This is a genomic window from Terribacillus saccharophilus (assembly GCF_002272745.1).
GTDB lineage: Bacteria > Bacillota > Bacilli > Bacillales > Amphibacillaceae > Terribacillus > Terribacillus saccharophilus_B.
Window position 1 is genome coordinate 347566 of the sequence record NZ_NPBD01000001.1, and the last position, 22730, is coordinate 370295.

23 protein-coding genes are annotated in these 22730 nt (G+C 44.6%); 11 read left to right on the forward strand and 12 right to left on the reverse strand.

What is annotated here, in order from left to right; genetic code table 11:
* Nucleotides 1-638 precede the first annotated feature (638 nt).
* Nucleotides 639-1097: a DinB family protein gene (locus CHH58_RS01725; RefSeq protein ID WP_095261927.1), complete on the forward strand. Its 459-nt coding sequence runs from the start codon at nucleotides 639-641 to the stop codon at nucleotides 1095-1097.
* A gap of 491 nt (nucleotides 1098-1588) precedes the next feature.
* The gene (locus CHH58_RS01730) at nucleotides 1589-1789 is read left to right on the forward strand and encodes a hypothetical protein (protein WP_095232990.1); all 201 of its coding nucleotides are present in this window, start codon (nucleotides 1589-1591) and stop codon (nucleotides 1787-1789) included.
* A gap of 291 nt (nucleotides 1790-2080) precedes the next feature.
* Here CHH58_RS01730 and CHH58_RS01735 read toward each other — a convergent pair whose 3' ends face one another.
* Nucleotides 2081-2410: a hypothetical protein gene (locus CHH58_RS01735; protein ID WP_095261928.1), complete on the reverse strand. Its 330-nt coding sequence runs from the start codon at nucleotides 2408-2410 to the stop codon at nucleotides 2081-2083.
* Nucleotides 2411-2776: 366 nt separating this feature from the next.
* Here CHH58_RS01735 and CHH58_RS01740 point away from each other — a divergent pair, with 366 nt between their 5' ends.
* From CHH58_RS01740 to CHH58_RS01755, 4 genes are all read left to right on the forward strand, one after another.
* A complete protein-coding gene (locus tag CHH58_RS01740; RefSeq protein WP_170937487.1) occupies nucleotides 2777-3196 on the forward strand; it encodes an RDD family protein in 420 nt (139 codons plus the stop codon).
* 126 nt (nucleotides 3197-3322) lie between these two features.
* The gene (locus tag CHH58_RS01745) at nucleotides 3323-5026 is read left to right on the forward strand and encodes a DNA-binding protein (protein ID WP_095261930.1); all 1704 of its coding nucleotides are present in this window, start codon (nucleotides 3323-3325) and stop codon (nucleotides 5024-5026) included.
* Nucleotides 5027-5079: 53 nt separating this feature from the next.
* Entirely contained in the window at nucleotides 5080-5292 is a 213-nt protein-coding gene (locus CHH58_RS01750) for a DUF6366 family protein (protein ID WP_095235098.1), read from the forward strand.
* Between the two features lie 124 nt (nucleotides 5293-5416).
* Nucleotides 5417-6298 (forward strand): diacylglycerol/lipid kinase family protein, encoded by an 882-nt coding sequence (locus CHH58_RS01755; RefSeq protein WP_095261941.1) that lies wholly within the window; start codon nucleotides 5417-5419, stop codon nucleotides 6296-6298.
* 15 nt (nucleotides 6299-6313) lie between these two features.
* Here the strand turns inward: CHH58_RS01755 and CHH58_RS01760 are convergent, their stop codons facing one another.
* Nucleotides 6314-7348: an LCP family protein gene (locus CHH58_RS01760; RefSeq protein WP_095261931.1), complete on the reverse strand. Its 1035-nt coding sequence runs from the start codon at nucleotides 7346-7348 to the stop codon at nucleotides 6314-6316.
* 145 nt (nucleotides 7349-7493) lie between these two features.
* Here CHH58_RS01760 and CHH58_RS01765 point away from each other — a divergent pair, with 145 nt between their 5' ends.
* Both CHH58_RS01765 and CHH58_RS01770 read left to right on the forward strand, forming a co-directional pair.
* Entirely contained in the window at nucleotides 7494-7817 is a 324-nt protein-coding gene (locus CHH58_RS01765) for a thioredoxin family protein (RefSeq protein ID WP_095261206.1), read from the forward strand.
* Between the two features lie 84 nt (nucleotides 7818-7901).
* Complete coding sequence (locus tag CHH58_RS01770) at nucleotides 7902-8117, forward strand: hypothetical protein (protein WP_095231057.1); 216 nt, start codon at nucleotides 7902-7904, stop codon at nucleotides 8115-8117.
* On the opposite strand, the gene CHH58_RS01775 is transcribed toward CHH58_RS01770, so the two are convergent.
* A complete protein-coding gene (locus CHH58_RS01775; RefSeq protein ID WP_095261932.1) occupies nucleotides 8114-8902 on the reverse strand; it encodes a serine/threonine protein kinase in 789 nt (262 codons plus the stop codon). The genes CHH58_RS01770 and CHH58_RS01775 overlap by 4 nt on opposite strands.
* A 125-nt stretch (nucleotides 8903-9027) precedes the next feature.
* Here CHH58_RS01775 and CHH58_RS01780 point away from each other — a divergent pair, with 125 nt between their 5' ends.
* Complete coding sequence (locus tag CHH58_RS01780) at nucleotides 9028-9867, forward strand: SPFH domain-containing protein (RefSeq protein ID WP_095261203.1); 840 nt, start codon at nucleotides 9028-9030, stop codon at nucleotides 9865-9867.
* A gap of 12 nt (nucleotides 9868-9879) precedes the next feature.
* The gene (locus tag CHH58_RS01785; RefSeq protein WP_095217437.1) at nucleotides 9880-10044 is read left to right on the forward strand and encodes an Arc family DNA-binding protein; all 165 of its coding nucleotides are present in this window, start codon (nucleotides 9880-9882) and stop codon (nucleotides 10042-10044) included.
* A gap of 29 nt (nucleotides 10045-10073) precedes the next feature.
* Here CHH58_RS01785 and CHH58_RS01790 read toward each other — a convergent pair whose 3' ends face one another.
* The 9 genes from CHH58_RS01790 to ilvD form a co-directional block, all read right to left on the reverse strand.
* Nucleotides 10074-11015, reverse strand: a complete 942-nt coding sequence (locus CHH58_RS01790) for a threonine ammonia-lyase (RefSeq protein WP_095232982.1) — start codon at nucleotides 11013-11015, stop codon at nucleotides 10074-10076.
* Nucleotides 11016-11077: 62 nt separating this feature from the next.
* A complete protein-coding gene (gene leuD / locus CHH58_RS01795; protein ID WP_095231053.1) occupies nucleotides 11078-11659 on the reverse strand; it encodes a 3-isopropylmalate dehydratase small subunit in 582 nt (193 codons plus the stop codon).
* Between the two features lie 12 nt (nucleotides 11660-11671).
* Nucleotides 11672-13087: a 3-isopropylmalate dehydratase large subunit gene (gene leuC, locus CHH58_RS01800; protein WP_095232981.1), complete on the reverse strand. Its 1416-nt coding sequence runs from the start codon at nucleotides 13085-13087 to the stop codon at nucleotides 11672-11674.
* A gap of 17 nt (nucleotides 13088-13104) precedes the next feature.
* A complete protein-coding gene (gene leuB / locus CHH58_RS01805) occupies nucleotides 13105-14190 on the reverse strand; it encodes a 3-isopropylmalate dehydrogenase (RefSeq protein WP_095232980.1) in 1086 nt (361 codons plus the stop codon).
* 23 nt (nucleotides 14191-14213) lie between these two features.
* Nucleotides 14214-15755, reverse strand: a complete 1542-nt coding sequence (locus CHH58_RS01810; protein WP_095231050.1) for a 2-isopropylmalate synthase — start codon at nucleotides 15753-15755, stop codon at nucleotides 14214-14216.
* Nucleotides 15733-16779 (reverse strand): ketol-acid reductoisomerase, encoded by a 1047-nt coding sequence (gene ilvC / locus CHH58_RS01815; RefSeq protein ID WP_095232979.1) that lies wholly within the window; start codon nucleotides 16777-16779, stop codon nucleotides 15733-15735. The genes CHH58_RS01810 and ilvC overlap by 23 nt, the downstream gene beginning before the upstream one ends.
* 24 nt (nucleotides 16780-16803) lie before the next feature.
* Nucleotides 16804-17328: an acetolactate synthase small subunit gene (ilvN, locus tag CHH58_RS01820; protein WP_038559726.1), complete on the reverse strand. Its 525-nt coding sequence runs from the start codon at nucleotides 17326-17328 to the stop codon at nucleotides 16804-16806.
* Nucleotides 17325-19058: a biosynthetic-type acetolactate synthase large subunit gene (gene ilvB / locus CHH58_RS01825; protein ID WP_095231048.1), complete on the reverse strand. Its 1734-nt coding sequence runs from the start codon at nucleotides 19056-19058 to the stop codon at nucleotides 17325-17327. Before ilvB ends, ilvN begins: the two co-directional genes overlap by 4 nt.
* Before the next feature lie 321 nt (nucleotides 19059-19379).
* Nucleotides 19380-21047 carry a dihydroxy-acid dehydratase gene (ilvD, locus tag CHH58_RS01830; protein ID WP_095231047.1) on the reverse strand — a complete coding sequence of 556 codons (1668 nt, stop codon included), beginning with the start codon at nucleotides 21045-21047 and terminating at the stop codon, nucleotides 19380-19382.
* 414 nt (nucleotides 21048-21461) lie between these two features.
* Between ilvD and CHH58_RS01835 the strand changes: the two genes are divergently transcribed.
* The coding region (locus CHH58_RS01835; protein ID WP_141235074.1) for an NTTRR-F1 domain at nucleotides 21462-22730 on the forward strand (1269 nt) is incomplete at its 3' end.

Genomic DNA, 22730 nt, shown 5'->3' on the forward strand with positions numbered 1-22730 from the left:
AGCACATAAAGCGGATGCAGATGAACCTTTTACTGGGATTTACAAACTTACACACTGGCACTGGGATTCTTATCAGCAGCAGAGCGCACAAAAGGTAACAAACGTACCAGATGGCACCTATGAGGCAAGTGTTTGGGTTCGCTCAGGCGGGGGGCAGAATAAACTGCACTTCTACGCAAAGGATTACGGCGGAGCTAAGAAAATAGCTGACATTGGCTCAAGCCCTGTAACTAGTTATACACAGTACAAAATAGATGATATTCAGGTTACTAGCGGACAGGTTGAAGTTGGAGTATGTTCTGATGCTAATGCTGGTAATTGGGCTGCATTTGACAGATTTGAATTAAAACAGCTGAAATAATAAGTAATCTATATGAAGGACTGTTATTCCGAGCAGTCCTTTTTATTTGCAATAAATTAAATTGTGGGATTTCAATCTTAAAATTTCTTGTCTGCAGCTTGTCGTATTACTTAAACTAACCAGCTCAATGGAGCAAAGAAATTGAACAAGGAATTCAACGAAGATATGCAGAAATAGTCATATATAATGTTTGTTGTTGCTCTAACATTATATTCACAGTTTAATTATTTTCAAACAGGGAGGGTCTTCTTTGCAATTATTTTTTAAATAGAACTGGATGGTTAGAGAAGAGTGGTATCGTTGGTGTGAAGAGTTGAATGAAGAAGAACTGCTACTAGACAGAACAGGTGGAAAGGGAAGTATATTACATACCCTTTTCCATATAGTTGATGTCGAATGGAGTTGGGTTCGCCTCATACAAGACAAATCCGAGTTTCAGCATAGCTTCGATGCTTATAAAAGCTTGAAAATGGTTCGAGAATTGAACGCTGAATTTCATTTAGAAGTAGAAAGCTTTGTGAACAAGTGGGATGCTAGTATGGAGGAACGCTTATTTTACGATACCTTATCTGATGGAAGAGTTGTGACGGATACTTGGGGTGAAATCATGCGACATATTATTGCTCATGAAATTCATCATATTGGACAATTATCAATTTGGTCAAGGGAAATCGGAAAAAGCCCTGTTTCTGCAAACTTCATAGGTCGGGGTCTTTCTTCTCACTCCAGTAAATAAGGCAGTGGGTTCGCTCAGATGGTGGTCAGAACGAGCTTCGCTTCTATGTAAAGGGCGGAGCTAAGAAATTAGCTGACATTTTGTCCCTTTTTAATAAAGTCGGCAAGCGGCTTCATCCAATATAGGATTATTATTTCTCCTTATATAAGATATTGTTACTTAAAGCACTCAGTTACCTAACTATTCTATTTAAATTCGGCAGCAGTATGCTGCCTATCTTATTACCTGATACTAAGCGGGGTAACTCTATTTGCAAAATTCAAAACATATAATACTACAATTACAGAAATAGATAGTATGTTACTCCCGCTCAAAGATTACGAATAACAGATAAAGAATTTTCTTTGGAAAATATTATATATCTAAGATAATTCACTTGAGGAAAATTGCACTGTTTTTTTGAAGTTAAATGGAAATTTTATGTTAAAATATACATAATAACTGAATCAGCTTGTTTAAATAAGCATAATTTATAGAAAGGGGGTAATGTGATGGGGTTTTGGTACTTACTATTGCTTTTGGTAGGTATTGTTTTTATTATTGTCGGTCTTACGAAAAAGGGTGTGCCTGCGGCTGTTAAAGTCGTTATATTGCTATTTGTTTTTGGAGTTCTATTTATCGTTATTTCATTGTTTATGTTTCTTCCTGGTAGTGATGAGATTGTTGCAGAACTGCTGCAATTAGATTGGTGATTTCTTATTCAATATGTCTATTTAAAGCAATCGGACGCGATTTTTGACTAATATGTGGAATGATGTACTTAAATTAAAGGGTGCGTTAATTGAATAAAATGCCATTTAAAATCATAGGAAAAGGAGCTTGGATAATTAAGCTCCTTTTTGTGTTATTTTAAATGTTAATTTATATGTTATTTCCAGTATTAGTTACTAAATATCATTTATTTCTTCTTTTTATTAATCCAACTTGTAAAATCTAATAAAGTTTCTAACTCTTTTGTAGTCTTGTTCTTATCACTAGATTGACTAATAGATAGGACTTGAATAATTATCTTGTTTAACAAGGTTTGACGCATTAGTATTTCTAAAGTTAGGTTTACCATATAACAGAGAGTTAACAGCACCATTCTCATAAAGTTCATCTAGTGCATATAAATAAGAATTTAAATAATCATAAGAAAAATCTTGTCCTTCACCCTTAATAATCTTCCAAACTCTATTCTCAAACTCTCCTCTTCTAGGAGAAGGATTTTTAAGCTCATCAGACAAATATTTAAGAGCTTTCTCAATAAAATTAGTTATTTTTCCATCATCAAATACAAATTTAAAGGATTTAATTAAATTGTCAGTATACAAAAAGTATCACCCCTAAACAAAAACCCAATGTAATTACAACATTGGGTTTATTGCTTTCACTTGCCAACTTTGTTTTGTACTTGCTGACTTTGTTTAAACTGTACAACTAGGCTCAAGACCAGTAATAAATTATACCCAGTACAAAATCGAAGATATTCGAGTTACCAGCGGACAGGTCGAAGTTGGAGTATGTTCTGATGCTAATGCTGATAATTGGGCTGTATTTAACAGATTCAATTTAAAACAGCTAAAATAAACAAGTAATTTATTAAAGGACTGTTATTCAGAGCAGTCCTTTTTAGTGGCATTAAGATAAATTGCGGAATGGAAGGATATGTTAAAATGATTTGCAAAGGGGGGTTATCAATGAATGAACCTTATCGAGCAGGATTTGCAATCAGGTTTTTCGCTAGTATCATCGACATGTTTATTCTTATTATTCCTATCAGTATCTTGCTCTACTTTATAAAAGGAGAATTTTCTACTCAATGGTCTGATGGTTACCTGTGGGATATTGGATATGTTATATATTTGACGGTTCTTCCGGTTCTATGGAAAGGATATGTCATCGGAAAGCGGCTTACGGGAATTAAAATCAAACGAAAAGATGGGGGAGATGTCACTTTTGCCAACATGATTCTTAGAGAGGTTGTTGGCAATGGTCTGCTCGTATATGTTACTTTTGGTATATCCTTACTGGTTAGTGCCATTATGGTGCTTGTAATGGAGGATAGGCGGGGGCTCCATGATTTGATAAACGGTACATATGTGGTTTACAGCCAATGATTACGACTCTCTGAGTCCTCATGCCTAGAGGTAGTCATCTGTCCTTGCAAAACATAATGATTTATACATGAAACATTTCGCTCCTTTATACCGTATAGTTAGTACGACATCAAAAGGAGGAACAGCATGATATTTTTAATCGCTTTAGCCAGTCTTGCTGGCTTTATCCTTATTGCTCTGGCTGACTTGGCAGCTGGAGGGGGGAAATCAAAGCTTAAGCAGTACGTTGCAGCGGGAATTGCAGCTTATATCGTACTAATCATTATTATCTACTTCGTATTACCAGCATTTATTATCCAAAATATTCTGTGGCTGAACGCAATCGGCATTCTTTTTGCAGCATTTCCGCTCTTTGCAAGCAAACAAGTAGAAAAGAAAAGAAAGAATTTTGGCATTTCACTTGCAGGAATACTATTAGCAGTAGTCGTTATCGGAGCAGTTGTTTGTGTGATTGCCAATTTTGCAGTGTATCAATCATCGTATGACCATGTAGTCAAATCAACTGAGGAAGAAGCGAAACCGATGGATGAAGACAAAACACCAATAGCAATTGCACCGAGCTCTGTTCGTAACAAGATGAACAAGAAGATGAGCGTCGTGCCGGATACACAGCTTTATCACCTCGGCAGCCTTCAGACGCAAACAGTTGGCAGTACAAATGAATACATCGCACCTGTTGAATTTGATGGCTTCTTCAAATGGCTGAAAGGCGGGGAGACCTCCGGGTACTTTGTCATTGATGCGACAGATCTTGGAGCGCAGCCTGAATTTGTAGAAAATAAATTATCTTATGTACCATCTGCTTACTTCCATAAAGATTTACAGCGGATTATTTACTCCCGTTACCCTTCCTACATCCAGGAGGGGGACGCGCGCTTGGAAGTCGATGAAGAAGGAAAAGCATGGTACGTTCAGACAGTCTACCAGCCGAAGCTTTTCACCAAAAAAGCAAATGGCGATGATATTCAGGTTGTCGTTGTTAATCCGTACAACGGAGAGTCAAAGATTTATGACGCTGATCAAGCACCTGATTTTATTGAGAATACAATATCACCAGAAATGGCTAGTAAGCTCAATACGTATTACGGTGAATACAGCGGCGGATTCTGGAACCGTCACTTCGGGAAAGCTGGTGTGAAGATTCCGAACGACAACGGTACGGAGCATGGTGTGACAGCTGTCTTCTCTGAAGATGGCAGCATTCAATACTTTACCGATTTCAAATCACCGAAAGAGAATATTGATTCTGCCCTTGGCTACTCAATGGTTGATGGCCGGACAGGAGAAGTGACATTCTTCGGTGGTGAGAAGAACAATGGTATCATGGACTCCTCTGGCGCTGTTCAAGTAGTCGAGAAGGAGTATCCTGAGAAAAAATGGAAAGGGAAAATGCCGGTACTGTACAATATCGACGGCAATCCGACCTGGGTCATCAGTGTGCTCGATTCCAATGGTATCTTCAAGCAGTATGCATATGTCCGAGCAGCTGATTCTGACTATGTCGTTTTTGGAGACAATGCGAAAAGTACGTTGGAAGCATATCGACTGCAGCTTAGCACAGATACGAGTACAGCAGAATCCACAGGTGATGCCCCTGTGCAGCAAATAAGCGGGGAAGTGAATCGCCTCTACATCTCCAATAACAATGCCGGGGCTAAAACGATTCAATTCTTGCTGAAGGACCAAGATGTCATCTACAGCATTAACTCCACTGATGCACCATATGCAATCTTCCTGAAAGAGGGAGACCAGGTAAGCTTTGAGGCTGCTATGCAGGATGGAGCAGCATCAGCAACGATAGAGCAGATTTCGATCGAAGGATTGAATTAAATGTAGCCAGCTTTCATGAAGAAAGCTGGCTTTTTTTAAAAGGGGGTACTGTTATGAGTAAAGAAAAAGAAACTCCTGAAATGAGAAGAGAAAGATTGAGACAAGGAGAAATAAAACGAAATCCAACTGGAAATGTGAGCGATGCATTCAACAGAAGTGATAATGGAAACCTTGTTGATTTAGTTGGCGGTTTAAGCTGGAAGGTAACAGGGGTCATTTTGCTCGTCCTGATTGGCGTTATTACTGCATTTATATTCTTAAGATAAAAGACTTCTTCTGGAAGTCTTTTTTTTACTTCTTTATTCAATAGATTTTCTGTTTTGTGTGATTTGTTTTCTAAACAGGGGTATAAGAAAGAAAAAAGAGAAAGAGGCGGAAGCTTTGCGGGCTATGCTGATTATTAATCCTTCATCAGGGAAGGAAAAAGCGATGCAATATGAGGAACAAGCAGTAGCACTACTTGGTATACGACATGAACAAGTAGTGGTAAATTACACCGAAAAAGAGGGAGATGCAATCGAATTTGCTGCGTCTGCTTGTGATGGGACATATGAAACGCTGCTGGCGATGGGCGGAGATGGGACAATCAATGAATGTATCAATGGGTTAGCCGAAAAGGAGCAGCAGCCCAATTTTGCTTTTGTTCCGCTCGGCACAGTGAATGATTTTGCTCGTGCATTGCAAATACCTCGAAAACCGGAGCAGGCACTAGCCTTGCTTGAGGACTATCATACAAAAGCTGTCGACATTGGTAAACTAGGTGATCGATATTTTATGAATGTGCTTGCTGTCGGTGTGATTGCAGAAGCAGTGTATGATGTTTCCCCAGAAGAAAAAAGCAAATACGGTCATTTTGCTTATCTGATGGAGGGAGCGAAAGCATTCCGAGACAAGACACCTTTCCACATTAGTGTCCATACAGGTGAAAAGGAAGCGTATAATGGCAAAGTATATATGATGCTTGTCGCACTGACAAACTCCGTAGCCGGTTTCGAGAAGTTTGCCGAACAAGCTGAAGTAGATGATCATCTGTTTCATGTCTTTATTTTAAATGAATTGTCCATTGCAAAGGCAGTTAAGCTGATACCCGACATCTTCAAAGGTAATTTGGCATCCAATGAGCAAGTTACTTATTTGCAAGCTATTGAGATCAGCGTTACTTCTGATACGGAGCTTGTCGTTAATATCGATGGTGATGAAGGAGAGCCGCTTCCTTTTGAAGCTAAAGTTTTACCGGGAGAAATTCGTGTCGTCGTTCCAAAAGAAGTATAAAAAAACCTCGCCTTTTTAAGGCGAGGTTGTAGATGTTGTATTATCAAGAGCTGGGAGCTCTAGCTGATCACGCATCGTCTGAGTAGCGTTAGCCAATGATGTTGCATCAGGCAGGAAAGCGTAGGCGTTATAGCCAGGGACAATTCCTTTACCACCTTGCCCTTCGAGCTTCAGGCTTTCTACTGTTAATTTATTGTTCACACCGTAAGAAATGAAGCTCTTCATCTCGTCAAATGTCATATTCGTCGTCATATTATTGCCGACAGCATCAAGAAGACTTGAATATTTAAGTACTGAACTCATATCCGTCGCTTTATCCATCATTGCTTCAATAATCTGCTGCTGGCGATCGTTACGGGCAAAGTCACTATCTTGCTTCCGTGTCCGAGCGAGTGCAAGTGCTTCTTCACCGTTCAAGGTTTGGACACCTGGCTGTAGATGGATGGCACCTTTTTCATCCTTGGAGTTCATTTCTTTGAGTTCATATGGTACGTCTACTGTAATTCCATCTAATGCTTCAACAACGCTGATGAATGCCTCAAAGTTTACATCGATATAATAGTCGACTGGAATCTGAGTCAATTCTTCGACTGCTTCCACTGTTGCCGTAGGGCCGCCGTTATAGGAACTGTTTATTTTTGTGTTGCGTTCGAGATAAGGTACATAGGTGTACGTATCACGTGGAATGCTGAGCATTTTAATGCTCTTATCATCTTTGTTGAATGTAGCAAGAATCATCGTATCAGAGCGTTTCCCGATATTGTCTTGTTCGCGTTTTTCGCTTGAATCAGATCCGATGAACAAGACGCTGACGCTATCTTCGGCAGGATCTACTGCGCTGTCACGAAGAGATGATTTGTCACGGCCATCGTCTACGAAAGAATCATTGGCCAAATTACCTGCTTTAACATAAAGATAACCAGCATATGCTGCCGGAATGAGAATCAAAAGTAATACAATAATAAATATATTGCGGATAACGCGCTTCTTGCGGGATTTCTTCCGCTTTTTCTGTGAGCGGCGCAACTCCTGTTTATCGTCTTTTACCATATATGTGTTTCTCCTTTAATCTGCTAATCTAGAATTTTGTCAAAATATGTTTGAATATCCCCAGAGTCTACTATATCATATCATTCGCCATCAAGGGTATGATTCTATATGATGGGGGAAACAACCAATAAAGCGGGTGGATTGAATGGAATTGCATAACATTGACGACGTGGAAGGGTTTATCAGCACGAATAGACTTGCCGTCCTGTTCATCTCCTCACCAGGCTGCAGTGTCTGTCAGGCCTTGCTGCCGCGAATAGAGGACATGCTGCAGAAACATCCAGAAATCGAACTGGGATATGCAGATGCCAGTGAGGTGTCGGAAGTAACAGGGAAATTTCTTGCATTTGGAGCACCGACTATCCTAGTATTTGCAGAAGGGAAAGAACAGATCAGAGAAGGCCGGTTTATTCGGATGGAGGATTTTGAGAATAAACTGGAAAGACTTATTTCGATGACAAAATATTAAGAATTTGTAAAGAAACGTACTTCTAGGAACTAACATGGTATCATTTGCGTAAATAGACAAGTTGCTATTTAGGGAGGGAAATCTATGTTCAAGAAATTCATCCGTAAATTAAAAGAATCCGCAGGTGGCAGCAGCCATCGCCGCGGCAGAAGATATGATTCCAGCGGCCATCGCGGACGCCGCTACGACTCCAGTGGTTATCGCGGACGTCGTGGCTCAAGCGGCAGCAGCGGTTATGGACGTAATCGATATGGCGGCAGCAGCCGGTACAAGCGCCGTGGTTATGGAAGCAGCAGTTAATCTGCTGCTTCTTTTGTTTTTCTCAAGGCATCAATCGTCTCGGATACAGAAGGGAAGGGTTCCTGGATGCCTAATAATCTCTCAAGTACATGCTTGCATGCGGGTGATAAAGTGAGCTCTTCCGTCCAAGGGAGAGATTTTTTAGTTGTTTTTTCAAATGTGGTGTACAAAAGATAAAGCAGGATATCACCTAAATCGAACAGATCTTGTTCCAGGCGACTTTGCTCCTCCAAACTCTTTGAACCGCTGAACTGCTTCGCAAGTCCAAAGTCGATGAGGAAAGCATGTCCATCTGCTAGCATGACATTCGGTATTCGGATATCACCATGGTAGATACGATGTGTATGCAGGTGGTCTACAACTTGAGCTATATCGATTGTTAGCAAAAGTGCTTCTTTTTCGTTATATTGCTTTTTTGTATCAAAGATATGCTGCTCCAGATTTTCACCGGAAACAAAATCCATGACGAAGAAATAGCCGTCATCCGTATGGAAGAAGGAGCTGGCAGACGGAATGGAAGGATGCTTGAGTTCGCTGAGCAAATCATACTCCTGCTGAAACATGCGAAAATGTTTCTTCCGCCCTTGCCGGCTGCGCCGGAGCTGTTTTACTGTACATGTTTTCTGCTGGATACTATCAACGCACAGATAAGTAGTACCATAGCTACCGGAGCCGAGTTTACGGATGACACGGTATCTCTCGGCAATATACGCTCCTTGAGGAAATTTTTTATCTACAAGGAAGCGGTGTAATAATCGAACCGGTCTGAAGACCTGATATAACATGTGATTTCTCCGATCTTTTTTCTTTAAGTATATATCCTTGTCTGCGGGTTGCAAAGTGTGTTGTCAGAATATATAATAATATTAAAGTGATATCACTTTAATATGAAAATGTAGGAGTGACGTGTATGAAAGAAAAGCAAGCTGCTTCCTTAAATGGTTTCCTCGGGGTGCTGATCATCCTTGCTTGTTCAGGTGCTGGTATCTTCAGTTTGATGCAAGAGGCTATCCTTTTGGCTGTCATTCTCTTCCTTGTTGCTGTATTGCTAGTAACTGGAATTGTAATTGTGCCCCCTAATCAAGCCTACGTCGTAACATTCTTCGGTAAGTACATCGGTACAATCCGTGCGAATGGATTATTCCTGACTATACCTCTGACAACGAGACAACGGATTACTTTGCGTATCCGTAACTTCAACTCCAAGACGCTAAAAGTAAATGACATAGAAGGGAATCCGATTGAAATAGCTGCAGTGATTGTGTATCGTGTAGTAGATACAGCAAAAGCGGCGTTCAATGTAGATGATTACGAGGAATTTGTCGCAATCCAAAGTGAAGCTGCAGTCCGTCATATCGCTTCAAATTATCCATATGACAATTTCAACGAATCAGGGTTTTCTCTGCGTGAAAATGGGGATGAAATTACTGGTAAGTTGCAGGCGGAACTGGAAGCGCGCCTGAATGAAGCTGGTGTTGAAGTGATGGAAGCACGTTTTACGCATCTTGCTTACTCTACAGAAATAGCCCAAGCGATGCTGCAGCGCCAGCAGGCAGCAGCAATCATTGCTGCCCGCAAGATGATTGTAGAAGGAGCAGTTGGAATGTCAATGGATGCTGTGGAAGCTTTGAACGAAGGAGATTTGGAACTAGATCCAGAGCGCAAGGCGCAAATGGTGAATAATTTGATGGTGGCCATTGTTTCCGATCGCGGGACACAGCCCGTCGTGAACAATGGATCACTATATTAAAGCAGGGGTCATATGGCAAAAAAGAAGAGTTTTCCGCTACGCATCAATCAGGATATCTATGACATGGTGCAGAAATGGGCAGACGATGATTTTCGCAGTGTGAACGCTCAAATCGAATATTTACTTCGGGAACAGCTGAAGCAAGCAGGCAGACTGAAGCCGGAAAAAGAAAAATAGAGCAGGAAGCAAAAGCTTCCTGCTCTTTCTTATGCCATGCTGTTGGCGGGGAGATGCATAGTAAGTGCATGCAGCTCAGACAGCTTCTGAAGATCGAAGTTCCCACCGCTGATGACGATGCCGCAATGATCGGAACGAATACTCTGATGATGGCGCATCAGAGCTGCAAAGCCAGCGGCGCCTGCACCTTCTGCGAGTGTCTTGTGCCTCTCAAGCAGCTGCAGGACACTGGCAGCTATATCACGCTCTGAAACAGTGACGATATCATCCACATATTGCTGTATAAGTGGCAATGTCACTTTACCAGGCTCATTGACGGCAATACCTTCGGCAATTGTCGTACAAGCAAGTGATGGTATCAAATGTTTGTGGAACGCATGATAGGTAGCACAAACTGCTTCCGTTTGCACACCGATTACTCGAATCGAAGGCTTGATCTGCTTGGCGGCAAAAGCGATACCGCTAATCAGACCGCCGCCTCCGATTGGAACGATGAGCGTGTCGAGCTCGGGCTGATCAGCCAGCATTTCTACGGCAATAGTACCCTGTCCTGCGATGATATCTAGGTCATCGAACGGGTGGATGAAAGTACCACCAGAGTGCTGCTGTTCTTTTTGGGCAGCGAATAGCGCCTCCTGGAACGTTTCGCCCGCTAACTCAACCGTTGCGCCATAGCTTTTGGTTGCTTCCACTTTCGGCTTTGGCGTATGAATCGGCATGTAGATTTTAGCGGGAATGCCGCGTTTGGCTGCTGCAAGAGCGACACCTTGGGCATGATTGCCGGCAGACGCAGCAATAACGCCACGCTTTGCATCCTCTTCGTTCATGCTGCCAATTTTAAAGCTGGCTCCACGTGCTTTGAAGGCACCCGTTTTCTGCTGGTTCTCCATCTTCAGATATACGTTCCTGCCCACCAATTTGTCCAGCGAAGTGGACGTCCTGATTGGCGTATGATGTACCAAACCCTTCAAATATGCTGTAGCTGCTTCTATCTTTTTCTGACTTAAGCAATCCCCAATGCCTTCACACTCCTTTAATGTGTCTGTTCAAATTGCGTTATACGATCAGCATAACTTAAGGTTATGCCAATCTCGTCTAGTCCATTTAAAAGCATATGTTTATTATAGGCAGGAATGTCAAAGGCTGCCTCAAAACCTAGCTTATCATATACTTTCTGATTTTCCAGATCTATTGTTAGTGTATAAGAATTCTTTTCTGCCTGATTGAGCAAGTAGTCTACTTGTTCCTCGGAAAGTTTGATAGATAGAATCCCATTCTTTGTCGTATTATTATAGAAAATATCCGCAAAACTAGGCGCAATGATAACCTTAAATCCATAGTCTAAAAGAGCCCATGGAGCATGCTCACGTGATGAACCGCAGCCAAAATTGTCACCGCTGATCAAGACAGATGCACCTTCATATTTCGGCTGATTCAAGGAAAAGTCTCCGCGCGGCTTGTCGTTTTCATCGAAACGCCAGTTATAAAAGAGAAATTGTCCAAAACCTGCTCGTTCTATGCGCTTTAAAAATTGTTTTGGGATAATCTGGTCTGTGTCGACATTGCGTTTTGGCAACGGATAGACAAGTCCATTATGTGTTTTGATAGGTTCCATTTTCTATCCTCCTTACACAGTTGGTGCGACTGCCTGTCGGATATCGACAAAGCGGCCTTCGATTGCTGCCGCCGCGGCCATTTCAGGACTGGCTAAATGCGTACGGGCTCCAGTACCTTGACGGCCCTCGAAATTACGATTCGAGGTAGAAGCACAGCGTTCGCCAGCTGGCACGACGTCTTCATTCATTGCCAGACACATACTACAGCCTGCATCGCGCCACTCGAATCCTGCATCCTGGAAAATTTGATCCAAACCTTCTTGTTCAGCTTGCATCTTGACCGTGAAAGAACCTGGAACGACCATGGCACGGACAGAAGGGTGGACCTTCCTTCCCTGAATGACACTTGCTGCCTTACGCAAGTCTGTAATCCGTGAGTTCGTACAGGATCCGATGAAAACGTGCTGGATTTCAATGGAAGTCAGCTGTTGGTTCGCCTCCAAACCCATATAAGCAAGTGCTTGCTCAACAGAAGCTCTTTCGTCCTTATCCTCAATAAGCGCTGGGTCCGGGACACTTGCGGATATCGGTAGACACATACCAGGATTCGTCCCCCAAGTAACTTGCGGTTCGATCTCTGATGCATCTAAATAAACGGTGTGGTCATAGACAGCTCCGTCATCTGTAGCAAGGTTTTTCCACTCAGAGACAGCTGCTTCGAAATCAGAACCTTCCGGCGCATATCTTCTGCCGCGCAAGTATTCGAACGTCGTCTCATCCGGGCTGATCAAGCCAGCTCTAGCACCTGCTTCAATCGACATGTTACATAAGGTCATCCGTTCCTCCATTGATAAATCGCGGATGGCTTCACCGGTATACTCGAGCACATAGCCGGTTCCGAATTTGACGCCGAATTTCCCAATGATGGCCAAGATCAAGTCTTTCGCTGTCACACCAGTTCCTAAGGCACCTTCGATATGCACGTTCAGTGTCTTAGGTTTGTTTTGCCAAAGTGTCTGTGTAGCAAGCACATGTTCTACTTCGCTCGTACCGATACCAAATGCTAAAGCTCCGAATGCTCCGTGGGTGGAGGTGTGGCTGTCGCCGCATACAATTGTTTTGCCTGGCTGCGTAAGTCCGAGCTGCGGGCCGATGACATGTACAATACCTTGGTCCGGATGGTCAATATCGGCTAGACGGATACCGAAATCAGCGCAGTTGGACCGGAGTGTTTCCATTTGTTTACGTGCGACCTTATCACGAATGATCGGACGGTGGATCGTCGGTACGTTGTGATCGACAGTTGCATATGTGCGTTCCGGCTGCCGTACTTTCCGGCCTGCCAGACGCAGTCCTTCAAAGGCCTGCGGAGATGTTACTTCATGCACAAGGTGCAAGTCGATATACAAGAGATCCGGCTTATCCGCCTCCTGTACAACAGTATGTTTTTCCCATATCTTTTCGATAATTGTCTTTGGTTGCTTCATTGTTCTCAGGTCCTTTCTTAAGAACTCACTTTTGCTGCCGTCAGCTGCTCGATGACGAGGGAGGTCATTTCTTGTGTACCGACGATTCTTTTAGGATTTACTTGCATATCTTGTGTTCCGTAACCGCTTTGCAGTACATCGTCAACAGCTGCTTCCACGGCGTCGGCTTCTCTTTCCATTTCAAAGGAATAGCGAAGCAGCATCGCGGCTGAAAGAATAGCTCCAAGCGGATTGGCAATGTCCTTTCCGGCTATATCCGGAGCGGAGCCATGGACTGGCTCATACAAACCGAGCTGATCCTCGCGCAAGCTGGCAGAAGGAAGGAGACCGAGTGAACCGGTAAGCACAGATGCTTCATCGCTCAGGATATCGCCGAATAGGTTCTCTGTGACAATGACATCGAAGTAGGTTGGGTTCGTAATGAGTTTCATTGCAGTAGAATCTACGAGCATATGCTCAACCGATACTTCTGGGTAGTCCTTGCTTTTTTCATCGACGATTTCACGCCATAGCTTGCTGGATTCGAGTACATTTGCTTTATCGACGGAAGCTAAACGTTTATCCCGGAGCATAGCACTCTGGAAACCTGTCTCGACAATCCGTTCGATTTCGCTTTTTTCATAGTGCAAAGTGTCGACAACGGTTTGACCATTATCACGACGTTCGCTTGGGAGACCGAAGTACAACCCGCCGGTCAGCTCCCTTACGATGAGTAAATCGCTTCCTGCTACAATTTCCTGCTTGAGCGGAGAACTAGCAAGCAGAGAAGGGAAGGTTTTGACCGGACGCAAGTTAGCAAATAGTCCTAAGCCCTTGCGCAGCTGGAGCAGTCCTTTTTCCGGCCGCAGTTGAGGAGGCTGCTGATCCCATTTTGGTCCTCCTACAGCACCAAGTAAAATGGCATCTGTATCCTTACAAGCTTGAAGGGTGTCTGCTGGCAGTGGTTCCCCGAATGTATCAATGGCAGCACCGCCAATCATCTTACTCGTGAAGATGAAGTTGTGGGAAAAGATGTCGGCCACTTGCTGCAGGACAGAAGCAGCAGCTTCTGTCACAGCAGGACCGATTCCATCTCCCGGAAGCAGTACGATGTTTTTTTGCATAATTAACACTCTCCAGGTCAGGTTTAGATTAATGCTTGAACCTTTTTCATTGTTGCAGCACGCAAAGCGCGGTTCACGCCGTTGACAAAAGCATGGCTTGAGGCTTTCAGTACATCATTCGCTGTGCCGCGGCCGGTGAAAGGATCGCCGTCGACTTGCAGCTGCACATGCACTTCAGCGAGAGCATCTTCGCCTTTACCGACAGAATGAATGCGGTAGTCGGTGAGTGTCACTTGTTCATCAATCAAAGCAGCCAATGTATTGTAGATAGCTTCGACCGTTCCATGTCCAGTCCGGGCAGTTTCCTTGATACCATGATCTGGTGTCTGCAGGGCAATTGTTGCAGTCGGCAGATTTTGTGGACCCATGGTTACTTGAAGAGCTTTTACTTCATACGTTTTCACTGGGTCGTTTTTTGTCTGGACATCTAGTGCTATGGTAAAGAGATCATCATCGGTGATTTCTTTCTTTTTGTCTGTCAGGCGCTTGAAGCGGTCAAATGCTTCCTGCAGCTGTGTTTCAGAAAGTCCAAAACCAAGTTCTGCAACTCTAGTATTGAATGCATGTCGGCCAGAATGCTTCCCAAGTACTAGATTGGTAGCATTCATACCGACTAGTGCCGGCGTGATAATTTCATAGGTTTCTGCATGCTTTAGCATCCCGTCCTGGTGGATGCCAGATTCATGGGCGAAAGCATTATCGCCTACGATTGCTTTATTGCCTGGCACAGTCATTCCAGTCAATTTGCTGATCAAGCTGCTGGTCCGCTTAATCTCATGCAGAACCATGCGAGAGGAGTGCTGATACGTATCTTTCCGGATATGAAGGGCGACAGCAATTTCCTCAAGTGCTGCATTCCCGGCCCGTTCTCCAATGCCGTTCACCGTGCCCTCAATTTGAGTTGCGCCATTTTCGATTGCAGCAATGCTATTGGCAACGGCCATTCCCAAATCATCATGACAGTGTGCTGATAGATCAGCTTTCTCGATATTCGGAACGTGCTCTTTCATATAAGCAAACATTCTGCCGTACTCAGCGGGTGTCGCATAACCGACTGTATCCGGTAAGTTTACAACTGTAGCACCAGCATCTATGACAGCTTCTACGACTTGCGCTAGGAATGGCAGCTCAGATCTGGAAGCATCTTCTGCTGAAAATTGGACGATTGGGAACCGTTCCTTTGCATAAGTGACCATCTTGACAGCAGTTTGAAGCACTTCCTCCGGCGTTTTTTTCAGCTTGTATTCCATATGAATAGGGGAGGTAGCCAAGAAGACGTGGATTCTCGGCTGCTCTGCATCCTTCAATGCTTCCCAAGCGGTATCGATATCGCTTTGCTTAGCCCGGGCTAGGGCTGTGACGGCAGTTGTCTTAATGGTTCGGGCAATTTCTTGAACAGCGAGGAAATCACCCTCGGAGGAAGCGGGGAAGCCCGCTTCCAATACATCCATTCCGAGGCGCTCCAGCTGACGGGCGATTTCAAGCTTTTCCGGCTTGTTCAGATTGACTCCAGGTGTCTGTTCGCCGTCGCGCAGTGTTGTATCAAAAAATTTTATTTGAGCCATGGACAATCACTTCCTCAGCGGATTGATTTTTCTTGCCTTGTTTGACGAATGGCATCAATTCGCGGAGCTCGCGGCCGATTGTTTCGATCTGATGGTTAGTTTCTTTTGCATTGATAGCGTTAAATTGTGGGCGGTTAGCTTGGTTTTCCAAGATCCAGCCTTTAGCGAAAGCGCCGTTTTGGATATCTTCCAAGACTTCTTTCATGCGAGCCTTCGTTTCGTCATTAACAACTCGCGGACCAGAAACGAAATCGCCCCATTGAGCTGTATCAGAGATGCTGTAACGCATACCCTCGAGACCATCCTCATACATAAGGTCAACAATCAATTTCAATTCATGCATACATTCAAAGTAGGCAACTTCCGGCTGATAACCTGCTTCTGTCAATGTTTCGAAGCCCGCCTTGACAAGGCTAGTTAGTCCGCCGCAAAGGACTGCTTGCTCACCGAACAAATCAGTCTCTGTTTCTTCCTGGAATGTTGTTTCCAAGATGCCTGCACGACCTGCTCCGATACCTTTGGCGTATGCCAGCGCAACGTCTTTTGCTGTTCCGCTCACATCCTGGTAGATACCGAATAGGGCAGGTACACCAGCTCCTTCTGTAAAGGTACGGCGAACAAGATGACCAGGACCTTTCGGTGCAACAAGGAATACATCCACATTAGATGGAGGCGTGATTTGGTTGAAATGAACGTTGAAACCATGGGCAAAAACAAGGGCATTTCCTGTTTCCAGGTTCTTTTCAATGCTCTCTTTATATACAGCAGGCTGCAGTTCATCTGGAACAAGCATCATGATGATATCCGCTGCTTGAGCCGCTTCAAAAGCAGAACGCACATCATGTCCATCTTCGACTGCTTGATCCCATGATTTACCTTGCCTTACTCCGACAACAACATCAAATCCGCTTTCTTTCAGGTTTTGCGCGTGAGCATGGCCTTGAGAGCCATAACCGATAACTGCGATTTTTTTACCTTTCAATACCTCTTCTTGAATGTCATTGTGATAGATAACTTTTGCCATTGTTCAGTCATTCCTCTCCATTTTTTAATTGGTTATAAGTGAATACGTGTTTCCATCCGCAGCTTGCGGCTGATGCCCACGTAGGAAGGCCGTTACACCAGTTCTTGTCAATTCCTTGATTCCATAAGGCCGGACCAGCTCGAGGAAAGCCTCGATCTTATCCGAATCACCAGTTACTTGAACAATCATGCTGTCTTTGCTTATATCAACTGCACTAGCTCGGAAAGGAGCAATGATGCTTTGCAGCTCATTCCGGCTGGCAGGGGGGCAGACAACTTTTACGAGTGCCAGTTCCCTAGCCACTATAGCGTGATCAGTAATATCAGCGACTTTCAGTACATCGATCTGCTTATGAAGCTGTTTTGTGAGCTGTTCCAGCTTCTGCATGTCTTCCACTTCAACGACGAATGTCATTCGGCTGATTTGCTCCACCTCGGTTTTGCCGACCGAAATACTATCGATATTGAATTGTCTTTTCTGCATCAGACCGGTTATCCGGTTCAGAACACCGCTCCGATTTTGAACGGTGGCCGTAATGATACGTTTCATCGACTCACTCCAATCATTTCATGCAGACCTTTTCCAGGTGCAATCATCGGGAATACATTCTCCTGACGCAACACGCGGCAATCTATAACAACAGGTTCGTCGGATTGAAGCAGGGAAGGTAGCTCTGCTACTAGCTGTTCCTGTGTTTCCAGGCGTACACCTTTAATGTCGTAGCTATCTGCCAACTTGACGAAGTCTGGCTGGATATCCAGCAGTGATTCGGAATATCGTTCCTGATAAAAGAACTCCTGCCATTGTCTTACCATGCCGAGACTTTGGTTGTTGACAATCAATACCTTAACCGGCAGCTTTCGCTCCTGCAGGACGGAAAGCTCCTGCATCGTCATTTGAAAACCGCCATCTCCGACTACGCTGATAACCCTGCTGTCTGGACTTGCCAGCTGAGCTCCGATGGCCGCTGGAAAACCAAATCCCATTGTGCCGAGTCCGCCAGAGGTTACCCAGCGATTCGGTTTATCGAAGCTGTAATATTGTGCTGTCCACATTTGATGCTGTCCAACGTCTGTCGTAATAATGGCATTGCCTTCTGTTACTTTGTGTACTGCTTTCAATACCCATTGCGGGACGAGATCTTGAGCCGGATTGTTATGCCAAAGCGGATATTCTTCTTTGTAATGCTGCAGATGTTCTCGCCAGTCCTGGATATCTGGCAGTTCGGCTTCTGCTGTCTGCAGTTCTTTCAGAGCCGCTTTTGCATCTGCCACAACTGGAATGCTCGTAGGTATGATCTTGCCAATCTCGGCTGGGTCGATATCGATATGTGCGATTGTTGCTTGTGGAGCAAAGTGCTCCAGGTTGCCGGTAAGCCGATCATCAAATCGGGCACCTACGTTTATAAGTAAATCGCATTCATATAGGCCGCGGTTGGCTGCATATGTCCCATGCATACCTGCCATGCCGAGAAATTGCGGTTCACTGGCAGGGAATGCTCCAAGACCAAGCAGTGTGGAGGCGACAGGCAGCTGAAAACGCTTTGCGAATGCCCGGATTTCTTCAGATGCTTTTGCATGCAGAATACCTGCTCCTGTCAGCAAAATTGGGCGTTTAGCTGTCGAAATAGCATGGATCAGCTTTTTGATCTGATTGTTATTTGGCTTCATTGTCGGCTGGTAACCCGGAAGGTGAATCGGTTCCTCAGCAGCGGCTGTTTGGTAAACTTCTCCCGAAATGTCCTTAGGTATGTCGATTACCACAGGTCCTGGACGGCCAGTTGTTGCGATATAGAACGCTTCTTTAATAATGCGCGGCATATCTTCCTGCTTTTGGACTTGATAGTTGTGCTTTGTGATTGGAGTGGTGATCCCCATCACATCTGATTCCTGGAAAGCATCTGTTCCGATGACGCTTCTTCCTACTTGGCCAGTGAATACAACAAGCGGCAGGGAGTCCATCATGGCATCGGCAATTCCGGTAATAAGGTTTGTCGCACCAGGTCCTGATGTGGCAATTACAACACCGGGTTTTCCTGAAACACGTGCATATCCTTCTGCGGCGTGTATGGCTCCTTGTTCATGTCGTGTCAAGATGTGCTGGAATCGAGGTTCCGCTCTGTATAGGGCATCGTAAATAGGAAGTACGGCTCCTCCCGGATAGCCGAAAATTGTATCGACACCTGCTGCTTGCAGCGCCTCTACGAATAAATCAGCACCTGTCTTCGGAACTTCGGCAGCGGGCTTTCTTTCTTGTACGGCTTGTGCCTTCACCTTCATGGTTATATCCCTCCAATAGATTTTGTTATATAAAAAAAGCCTTTTTTCTCCCATTCAAGCAATCTTGCAAGAAATGGGGAAAAAAGACTTTGCTTTTATCGGTACCACCCAAGTTCACAGCTTCCTTACGGTAAACTGCCTCGTGGAGCTGAAAATGCCAGCTCCGTTTTGGTAACAGGTGCCGTACACCTGGCTCAGCCTACTGTAATTCAGCTTCGCGCTCAGGGAAGAGAGATGACGGATTATATTGCCAGGCTTCCAGCGTCCCTGACTCTCTGTGAATATAATGCTTCCGTCTCTATGGTCCCGTCTTCGTTTTGGTTATATTTTCATCACTCCGCCAGTATTGGCTGAGGTTACGAGCTTTGCATATTTCGCTAAATAACCTGATTTGATTTTAGGTTCGGGCTGCTTCCAATTCTGGCGGCGTGTATCTAGAACATCTTCATCCACAAGCAATTCAATGCTGCGTGTTTCCAGATCGATCAAAATCGGATCACCGTTTTCAACAAATGCTATCGGTCCGCCTTCTGCAGCCTCTGGAGAAATATGTCCGGCAGAAATGCCTCGGGTTGCACCAGAGAAGCGACCATCTGTAATCAAAGCGACCTCTTTAGCTAACCCCCGTCCCGCAATAGCGGAAGTAGGGGAGAGCATCTCTGGCATCCCAGGTCCGCCTTTTGGACCTTCGTAACGGATGACGACGACATGTCCTGCCTGCACAGTTCCATTTGTTATTCCTTCTTGGGCCTCATCCTGTGAATCGAAAACAATCGCTTCACCGAGGAATTTCTTTATGGAAGGATCGACAGCTCCGACTTTAATTACACTGCCATCGGGCGCCAGGTTGCCGTAAAGTATACTGAGACCGCCAACTGGGCTGTACGGATTATCCAATGGACGAATAACTTCTTTATTCAAAATCTCGTAATCTTCTACATTCTCTGCAATGGTCTTACCTGTTATGGTGATGCGTTCCTTGTGAAGGAGACCATCAATCTTACACAACTCATTGATGATGGCGCTGACACCACCAGCAAGGTGAACGTCATGCATCGAATAATCGGATGCCGGGCTGATTTTGGAGAGGTAAGGAACCTTCTCTGCAATCTTATTGATATCAGCTAAATCGTAATCAATGCCAGCTTCATGGGCGATGGCGATAGTATGGAGTACCGTATTGGTTGATCCTCCCATAGCCATATCTAAAGCGAATGCATTATCGAAGGTTTCCTTCGTCATAATGTCTCGTGGACGAATATCCTCTTTTACAAGCCGGATTAGATGTCTGGCGGCTTCATAAATTAACTCATGCCGTTCGTCGGATGTAGCGAGCAGTGTTCCATTTCCAGGAACGGTCATACCGAGCATTTCCATTAAGCTGTTCATAGAGTTTGCAGTGAACATACCTGAGCAGGATCCGCAAGTAGGACAAGCAAGCGTCTCGATTGTCGATAATTCCTGTTCGGTCATTGTACCGTTTTGAACGGCACCAACACCTTCGAACATGGACACTAGGTTCAGCGGTTTCCCATCTGGGCTAACACCAGCTTCCATAGGACCTCCGGATACAAAGACAGAAGGAACATTTGTCCTCGCTGATGCCATCAGCATACCCGGTGTGATCTTATCGCAATTCGGTATATAGAAGACGCCGTCGAACCAATGCGCCTGTATGACAGTCTCTGCGCTATCCGCAATGATCTCCCTGCTTGGCAAGCTGTAACGCATGCCAATATGACCCATTGCGATGCCATCATCAACACCAATTGTATTGAATTCGAATGGGATACCGCCTGCTTGGCGAATTGCGTCTTTTACTACTTCAGCGAATTTGTTTAAATGCATGTGTCCTGGAATGATATCGATGTAGGAGTTACATACACCGATGAATGGTTTTCCTAAGTCAGACGTTTTAACACCGGTCGCATGCAGCAAACTGCGGTGCGGAGCGCGGTCAATCCCTGTTTTGATCATGTCACTTCGCATTGGATCAAAACACCTCCCAGTTGCAAAAGTTCTCTTTCTCTTTACATGTTGAGTACGTATAGATTAATTGAATTGAATAATTTGAAAATTCATTTATTTGATTAATTGTCAGTTATCATAACGCCTAACCAAAGCTAGGTCAACAGCTTATTGGATAAATTTTCAGATTCTTTAAACCATTCAAATAACTTGTAAGCGCTACCAATACTTTAGTGCAGGGGATGATTGTTAGAAAATCTGGCAAAAAACTTTTTTATAACCTTGTTTTTGTAAATAAGACAACTTGTACATAAATGGAAAATTTGTAGGAATATAGGTCAATCAATAGTTCACGAAGTATTTCTTTTGAATAGGTATAGGAGAGAAATTGTGAAAAGGAATACGTAAATTATTTGAAGGAGGCAGAAGAATTCGATGCCCAACCAGAACATCGTAGAAAACGGAGGATTCGAATCTGGCAGTCTGGTGCCTTGGGTCTCGTCCTTTGCATCAATCACGCAGCAATTTGTCCATAGTGGGAACTTTGCTGCAGAGCTTGATGGAGGACAGAATGTTGCTTATCTAGCACAATATGCTATACCAGCCATCCCAGGAAACAGTTACTCTTTAACACTATATCTAGCTAAGGACAGTGAATTGCCCGCACCGCCAGTACAGATTCAGATAATCTTTTTGAATGAGGCTTTCCAAACTACGGGAACGGGGCTTTTTCAGGCTGTCTCGGCAGAAAATATTCCTTATGCTGGCCAAGGCAATTGGGCAACAGTAACAGCAACCACTGAAATTGCCCCTCCAGGCACAACGCAAATTTATTTGTTAATTAATACACTGCCTGCTCCTGCTGCAGCTGACGTTTTAGTAGATGACGTGAGTGTAGTAGCTGAAGGAGGAGTACCAACAGGGCCAACAGGGCCAACCGGCATCACTGGAGCTACAGGGCCAACAGGACCAACGGGAGCGACCGGCATCACTGGAGTTACCGGAGAAACCGGGTCAACGGGACTCGCAGGAGTGACGGGAGAAACTGGATCAACAGGACTCACTGGAGTAACGGGAGAAACTGGCACAACAGGACTCACTGGAGTGACAGGAGAAACTGGCGCAACGGGACTTACTGGAGTAACGGGAGAAACAGGATTAACAGGACCTACCGGAGTGACAGGAGAAACCGGAGCGACTGGACTCACTGGAGAAACAGGAGAAACAGGATTAACAGGACCTACCGGAGTAACGGGAGAAACCGGAGCGACGGGACTCACTGGCGTAACAGGAGAAACTGGATCAACGGGGGAAACAGGATCAACAGGACCTACCGGAGTTACCGGAGAAACAGGAGCGACTGGACTCACAGGAGTTACCGGGGAAACAGGATCAACAGGTGTAACAGGCGTAACTGGAATTACCGGAGAAACTGGTGCGACCGGACTCACAGGAGTTACCGGAGAAACCGGAGCGACCGGACCTACCGGAGTGACAGGAGAAACTGGCTCAACGGGACTTACTGGAGTTACAGGAGAAACCGGATCAACGGGACTTACTGGGGCAACAGGACTCACCGGAGTAACAGGGGAAACAGGATCAACAGGACTCACTGGAGTAACAGGATTCACTGGAGTAACAGGGGAAACCGGATCAACGGGACTAACCGGGATAACGGGGGAAACAGGATCAACAGGACCTACC

Excerpts from the sequence above, each read along its gene's own strand:
- CHH58_RS01725 (WP_095261927.1), top strand. The coding sequence starts at position 639 with ATGGTTAGAGAAGAGTGGTATCGTTGGTGTGAAGAGTTGAATGAAGAA.
- CHH58_RS01730 (WP_095232990.1), top strand. The coding sequence starts at position 1,589 with ATGGGGTTTTGGTACTTACTATTGCTTTTGGTAGGTATTGTTTTTATT.
- CHH58_RS01740 (WP_170937487.1), top strand. The coding sequence starts at position 2,777 with ATGAATGAACCTTATCGAGCAGGATTTGCAATCAGGTTTTTCGCTAGT.
- CHH58_RS01745 (WP_095261930.1), top strand. The coding sequence starts at position 3,323 with ATGATATTTTTAATCGCTTTAGCCAGTCTTGCTGGCTTTATCCTTATT.
- CHH58_RS01750 (WP_095235098.1), top strand. The coding sequence starts at position 5,080 with ATGAGTAAAGAAAAAGAAACTCCTGAAATGAGAAGAGAAAGATTGAGA.
- CHH58_RS01755 (WP_095261941.1), top strand. The coding sequence starts at position 5,417 with ATGCTGATTATTAATCCTTCATCAGGGAAGGAAAAAGCGATGCAATAT.
- CHH58_RS01760 (WP_095261931.1), bottom strand. The coding sequence starts at position 7,348 with ATGGTAAAAGACGATAAACAGGAGTTGCGCCGCTCACAGAAAAAGCGG.
- CHH58_RS01765 (WP_095261206.1), top strand. The coding sequence starts at position 7,494 with ATGGAATTGCATAACATTGACGACGTGGAAGGGTTTATCAGCACGAAT.
- CHH58_RS01770 (WP_095231057.1), top strand. The coding sequence starts at position 7,902 with ATGTTCAAGAAATTCATCCGTAAATTAAAAGAATCCGCAGGTGGCAGC.
- CHH58_RS01775 (WP_095261932.1), bottom strand. The coding sequence starts at position 8,902 with ATGTTATATCAGGTCTTCAGACCGGTTCGATTATTACACCGCTTCCTT.
- CHH58_RS01780 (WP_095261203.1), top strand. The coding sequence starts at position 9,028 with ATGAAAGAAAAGCAAGCTGCTTCCTTAAATGGTTTCCTCGGGGTGCTG.
- CHH58_RS01785 (WP_095217437.1), top strand. The coding sequence starts at position 9,880 with ATGGCAAAAAAGAAGAGTTTTCCGCTACGCATCAATCAGGATATCTAT.
- leuD (WP_095231053.1), bottom strand. The coding sequence starts at position 11,659 with ATGGAACCTATCAAAACACATAATGGACTTGTCTATCCGTTGCCAAAA.
- leuC (WP_095232981.1), bottom strand. The coding sequence starts at position 13,087 with ATGAAGCAACCAAAGACAATTATCGAAAAGATATGGGAAAAACATACT.
- leuB (WP_095232980.1), bottom strand. The coding sequence starts at position 14,190 with ATGCAAAAAAACATCGTACTGCTTCCGGGAGATGGAATCGGTCCTGCT.
- CHH58_RS01810 (WP_095231050.1), bottom strand. The coding sequence starts at position 15,755 with ATGGCTCAAATAAAATTTTTTGATACAACACTGCGCGACGGCGAACAG.
- ilvC (WP_095232979.1), bottom strand. The coding sequence starts at position 16,779 with ATGGCAAAAGTTATCTATCACAATGACATTCAAGAAGAGGTATTGAAA.
- ilvN (WP_038559726.1), bottom strand. The coding sequence starts at position 17,328 with ATGAAACGTATCATTACGGCCACCGTTCAAAATCGGAGCGGTGTTCTG.
- ilvB (WP_095231048.1), bottom strand. The coding sequence starts at position 19,058 with ATGAAGGTGAAGGCACAAGCCGTACAAGAAAGAAAGCCCGCTGCCGAA.
- ilvD (WP_095231047.1), bottom strand. The coding sequence starts at position 21,047 with ATGCGAAGTGACATGATCAAAACAGGGATTGACCGCGCTCCGCACCGC.